The following is a 4631-nucleotide window of genomic DNA, read 5'->3' on the forward strand; positions in this document are numbered from 1 at the left end:
CGCCTATTCGGACATAAGTCCATAGAAATGACCCTCCATTACATCCTCTGCGATCCGGGCGTGCGGACGGAGGCAGAAATGGTTCTTCGCGAACTGCGCATCATGCACTGCGCCGAAGCGTTGGAGGAAATACATCAGGCAATGCGCGACGGTACGGCGTTACCTGGTCACGGCGGCCCCGGCGCGGCGCGGCTGATTACGGCTGTGCGCAACGAAGATGCAAAACTCAACCAATCGGGGCGCGTCTGGACCGAAGGCAGCGCCTACGATCTCTCGCTCATGCTCACCATGAAAGGTCAAGGATGGCGGCTGATTCAGGACAATATTATTTGCTCTAAAGTGCCAGGAGAGGATGGCCTGTGCCAGAAGAAGAGATCCAAGGGCGAACCCAACACAGCTAACTGTCAGCCTCAGTGCGATAACCGAATCGTCTTTGCCCGCAAGCGCCGGGATGTGGAACTGAGCATAGAACAGTATCTCGATATTGCACGCCAGGCTCGCGACGATGGACAACTACTGGTGCTGGCAGCGAGCATCGATAATGCGCAGGATGATTGGGTGAGTTTCCCTGATCTTGAGCAGAAGTACCGCGCCGATCCGGCACGCGACGCCCAGGACGGTGGGTGCCGGCGACGCCGTACTCTATCTGGCCACCACCGGATCGCGTTTCCTGCAGCATTGCTCGGATCCCTTCGCCAGGTCGAACGGGCTTGCGGCGGCGCCGATCGAGGATCTGCTGGCATTTCACATCGTGTTCGGCAAGACGGTTCCCGACGTCTCTCTGAACGCGGTAGCCAATCTCGGCTATGCCGACGGCCGGTTCCTGGGCCTTGCCTTTCCGGGCGACACGCTCAGCGCCCGCTCGCGCGTGATCGGCCTCAAGGAGAACTCCAACCGCCGGACCGGGATCGTCTGGGTGCAGAGCCAGGGCTGGAAGCAGGACGGCACACTGCTCGTCGACTATGTCCGCTGGGTCATGGTCCGCAAGCGCGACGAAGCCGCCGAGATCGCCGAGCAGGCCGTCCCGACCCTGTCGACCGCGGTCGCTCCCGCCGACCTCGTCCTGCCGGCGGGTCTCGACGTCTCCGGCTATGACTGGGCGCTGGCCGGCGCGCCGCACGCCTTCGAGGACTATGAGATCGGCGAGAAGATCGACCATGTCGACGGCATGGCGGTCGAGGAGGCCGAGCACCAGATGGCCACCCGCCTGTGGCAGAACACGGCCAAGGTGCACTTCAATCAGTTCGAGCGGGCCCACGACCCGTCCGGTCGACGCCTGGTCTATGGCGGGGTGGTGATCTCGACGGCCAAGGCGCTGTCGTTCAACGGCCTACAGAACGCCGGCCTGATCCTGGCGATCAACGGCGGCCGGCACGTGAACCCGTTCTTCGCCGGCGGCACGGTGTTCGCCTGGAGCGAGGTGCTGGACAAGGCCGACCTGGGCTCCGTCGGCGCCCTGCGGCTGCGGCTGGTGGCGACCAAGGACGCGCCCTGCGCGGAATTCCCGGACAAGGGCGCCGAAGGGGTCTACGATTCCGCGGTGATCCTCGATTTCGACTACTGGGCGGCGGTTCCCAAGCGTGACTGATTTTGTTCTTGATCCAGCGTTCGTGGCGACCTCGCATCTGGTCGCCGACCTTCCCCTTTGCGAAGTCCGGCTGCAGGACGACGTCCGCTATCCGTGGCTGGTCCTGATCCCGCGCCAGGCGGGGCGGACCGAGATCGAGCAGCTGGACGTCGGCCATCGGCTGCAGCTGATGGAAGAGATCGTTCTGGCCGGCGCCGCCGTCCGGGCGATCGGCGCGGCGCTCGGCCTGGAGGTCGAAAAGCTGAATGTCGGCGCCCTGGGCAACGTCACGGCCCAGCTGCACGTCCATGTCGTCGGCCGACGGCGGGACGATCCGGCCTGGCCGGGTCCAGTCTGGGGCCACAGCGCCGCCATGCCGTACGGCCCGGACGCCCTGGAGGCGGCGATAACCGCGGCCGAGGAAGTGCTAGAAAACTAGCGCTTCTTCTTCCGGCTCGAGACCTTCTTGCCCTTGGCCTTGGACGCCTTGCCCTTCTTCAGGGCCGAGGCCTTGCCCTTGCGGGCGGCCGCCGCGCACTTGGCCTTGGCGGCCTTCAGCGCCTTGCCCTTCTTGCCCTTGGTCGAGCAGACGGCCTTGGCGGGCGCGGCGCGGCCGGCCGTGGCGCGCGGCGGCCAGACATAAGGCCGCGCGCCGCGCGCCTCGTAGCCTGGCGGCGCCTCGGGCAGCAGGTGTTCGGCGGCCACGGTGCGCGTCGCGCCGTCCTCGACCAGCTGGCCCGACCAGCGGCCGTCGGCGTCGGGACGCAGGGTCAGGGTCGAGGACTGGCCGCCCTCGCGGGCCAGGAACCGCGCCGACAGGCCCTCGCCCTCGCGCTGCAGGTCGTCGATCAGGCCGGTCGAACCTGGCGCGCCCGTCCGGCGCAGATCGCGCCAGGCGCCCTCCAGCGGCGCGGCCCCGCCAGCCTTGTCGACGATCTGCAGCGCGTAGAGCGGCGTCCCGTCCGGCCCATTCACCCGCCACTGGCCGTCCAGCGGCCCCTGCAGGTTCTGGGCGGCGGCGATCGAGCCGCGCACCCGCAGCTCGTAGACCTGAGCGGCCGGAGTGGTTTCGCTAGGGGCCGGGATCGGCAGGATGTTGGGCTTTCGGCGCGGCGCGGGCTTGGCGACCGTCTCGGCCTGCTCCTCGTCCATGTCCTGGCCGGATTGCGAGATCAGGTCGCCGAGCGGATCGAGCGCCTGGGGAACCTCGGCGGCCGGCGGGACCGGCGCGACGGGCGGCGCTTGCGCGGGCGGGATCGTCGCCGGGCTCTGCTGGGCCAGCGCGGGGCTGGCGACCAGGACGACGGAGAAGACGATAGCCCGCATTCGCAACCTTCTAGAGCCCCTTCACCGTCAACCTCGGGCGGCGATCGCCTCGGCCACCGCCACCAGGCGCTCGGCCTGCGCCAAGTGCAGACGTTCGGCCATCTTGCCGTCCACCCGCAAGGCGCCTTTGCCAGAATTTTCCGGCGCGTTGAAGGCGGCGATCACCGCGCGGCTCCAGGCGATGTCCTCGGGCGAGGGCGAGAAGACCCGGTTGCAGATCTCCAAGTGCTTCGGATGGATCAGGGTCTTGCCGTCGAAGCCGAAGTCGACGCCCTGCACGCAGACCGCTTCCAGCGCCTCGAGGTCCTCGATGTCGTTGTGGACGCCGTCCAGGATCGCCAGGCCATGCGCCCGGGCCGCGGCGACCGACAGCGTCAGCAGCGGCAGGAACGGCGCGCGGTCCGGCGTCTGACGGGCCCGCATCTCCTTGGCGAAGTCGTTGACGCCCATCACCCAGGCCGCCAGGCGCGTGCCGTGCGAGGCCTCGGCCATCTCCCAGAGGTGGAAGGCGGCCTTGGCGGTCTCGATCATGGTCCACAGGCGCGTGGCCGGCGGGGCGGCGTGCAGGCGCTGGTCGTAGAGGCGCACGTCGGCGGCGTCGTTGACCTTGGGCACCAGCACCGCGTCGGGCCCGGCTTCGGCCGCGGCGGCCAGATCCTCGGCGCCCCAGGGGGTGTCGAGGCCGTTGACCCGGATCACGACCTCGCGGTCGCCGAAGCCCCCCGCCTGCACCGCCGCCACGGCCGCCTCGCGCGCCGCCGGCTTGGACTCCGGCGCGACCGCGTCCTCCAGGTCCAGGATGATAACGTCGGCGGGCAGGCTGCGAGCCTTTTCGACCGCCTTGGCGTTGGAGGCCGGCATGTAGAGGGCGCTGCGGCGCGGGCGGTTGGCGACGTCGACGGTCATGGTGCTCCCCGATCGGTTTTCTGTGTTGGCTCCAGCTTAGCATTGCTGCGACGCAGCAAAAGCCTTCCGCTTGGGGCAGGCGACGGAATACGGTCTTGGCGCCTCCCGCATTGGGGATAGGATCGGGCCATGACCATGCGGTACGACAAGAACGCCAAGAACGTGCTGGGCGGCGAACTCGTCCCCTGCTCCCTGGACCCGATGACCGGCTTCTATCGCAACGGCTGCTGCGAAACGGGGCCCCATGATCTGGGTCTGCACACCGTCTGCGCGGTGATGACCGACGAGTTCCTGGCCTTCTCGAAATCGCGCGGCAACGACCTCTCCACGCCGCGTCCCGACCTGGCCTTCCCGGGCCTCAAGGCCGGCGACCGCTGGTGCCTGTGCGCCGGCCGCTGGACCGAGGCCCTCGAAGCCGGCATGGCGCCCCAGGTCGTGCTGGAAGCGACCCACGAAGAGATGCTGGCCGTCGCGCCGCTGGGCGTGCTGAAGGATCACGCCGCCGCCTGACACGACGTCTCGGCTTCACGCGGCGGGCCGCTGAAGGGATGGAAGGGAAAGCGGAGCGCCGGACATCCGTCCGGAGGTTTGGATAGTGTGTACCGTTTCGACGAAGCCAGACGCTCCGCGCGATCGTTATCCGGTGAGCCCTTGGCGCGCGGGGTTTTAACCCGCTTCCGAAGGAGGCCCCCGACGGGCGGGCCAGGGCGACGAACCCCGGTCCCGGAACGCCCGGGCGATTTCAGCCCGGACCTGCCGCGTTCGCCTATGCCTCCGCCGCCAGGGCTTCGTCCCGATGTTTCAGGGAGCCTGCCGCTGGATCCGCCGCGAA

5 protein-coding genes are annotated in these 4631 nt (G+C 68.4%); 3 read left to right on the top strand and 2 right to left on the bottom strand.

Annotated elements, in window-relative coordinates; translation table 11 throughout:
* Positions 1-574 precede the first annotated feature (574 nt).
* Both Q0379_RS16100 and Q0379_RS16105 read left to right on the top strand, forming a co-directional pair.
* Positions 575-1588 (top strand): MaoC family dehydratase, encoded by a 1014-nt coding sequence (locus tag Q0379_RS16100; RefSeq protein ID WP_299011003.1) that lies wholly within the window; start codon positions 575-577, stop codon positions 1586-1588.
* Positions 1581-2006, top strand: coding sequence for an HIT domain-containing protein (locus Q0379_RS16105; protein ID WP_299011006.1), 426 nt, complete (start codon positions 1581-1583; stop codon positions 2004-2006). The genes Q0379_RS16100 and Q0379_RS16105 overlap by 8 nt, the downstream gene beginning before the upstream one ends.
* On the opposite strand, the gene Q0379_RS16110 is transcribed toward Q0379_RS16105, so the two are convergent.
* Positions 2003-2893, bottom strand: a complete 891-nt coding sequence (locus tag Q0379_RS16110) for a hypothetical protein (RefSeq protein WP_299011009.1) — start codon at positions 2891-2893, stop codon at positions 2003-2005. The genes Q0379_RS16105 and Q0379_RS16110 overlap by 4 nt on opposite strands.
* A 27-nt stretch (positions 2894-2920) precedes the next feature.
* The gene (locus Q0379_RS16115) at positions 2921-3799 is read right to left on the bottom strand and encodes a CoA ester lyase (RefSeq protein WP_299011012.1); all 879 of its coding nucleotides are present in this window, start codon (positions 3797-3799) and stop codon (positions 2921-2923) included.
* Between the two features lie 129 nt (positions 3800-3928).
* On the opposite strand from Q0379_RS16115, the gene Q0379_RS16120 reads away from it, so the two are divergent.
* Positions 3929-4309, top strand: coding sequence for a DUF2237 family protein (locus Q0379_RS16120; protein WP_299011015.1), 381 nt, complete (start codon positions 3929-3931; stop codon positions 4307-4309).
* Positions 4310-4631: the final 322 nt, after the last annotated feature.

This window comes from uncultured Caulobacter sp. (assembly GCF_937900395.1).
Taxonomy (GTDB): domain Bacteria; phylum Pseudomonadota; class Alphaproteobacteria; order Caulobacterales; family Caulobacteraceae; genus Caulobacter.

Excerpts from the sequence above, each read along its gene's own strand:
- Q0379_RS16110 (WP_299011009.1), bottom strand. The coding sequence starts at position 2,893 with ATGCGGGCTATCGTCTTCTCCGTCGTCCTGGTCGCCAGCCCCGCGCTG.
- Q0379_RS16115 (WP_299011012.1), bottom strand. The coding sequence starts at position 3,799 with ATGACCGTCGACGTCGCCAACCGCCCGCGCCGCAGCGCCCTCTACATG.
- Q0379_RS16120 (WP_299011015.1), top strand. The coding sequence starts at position 3,929 with ATGACCATGCGGTACGACAAGAACGCCAAGAACGTGCTGGGCGGCGAA.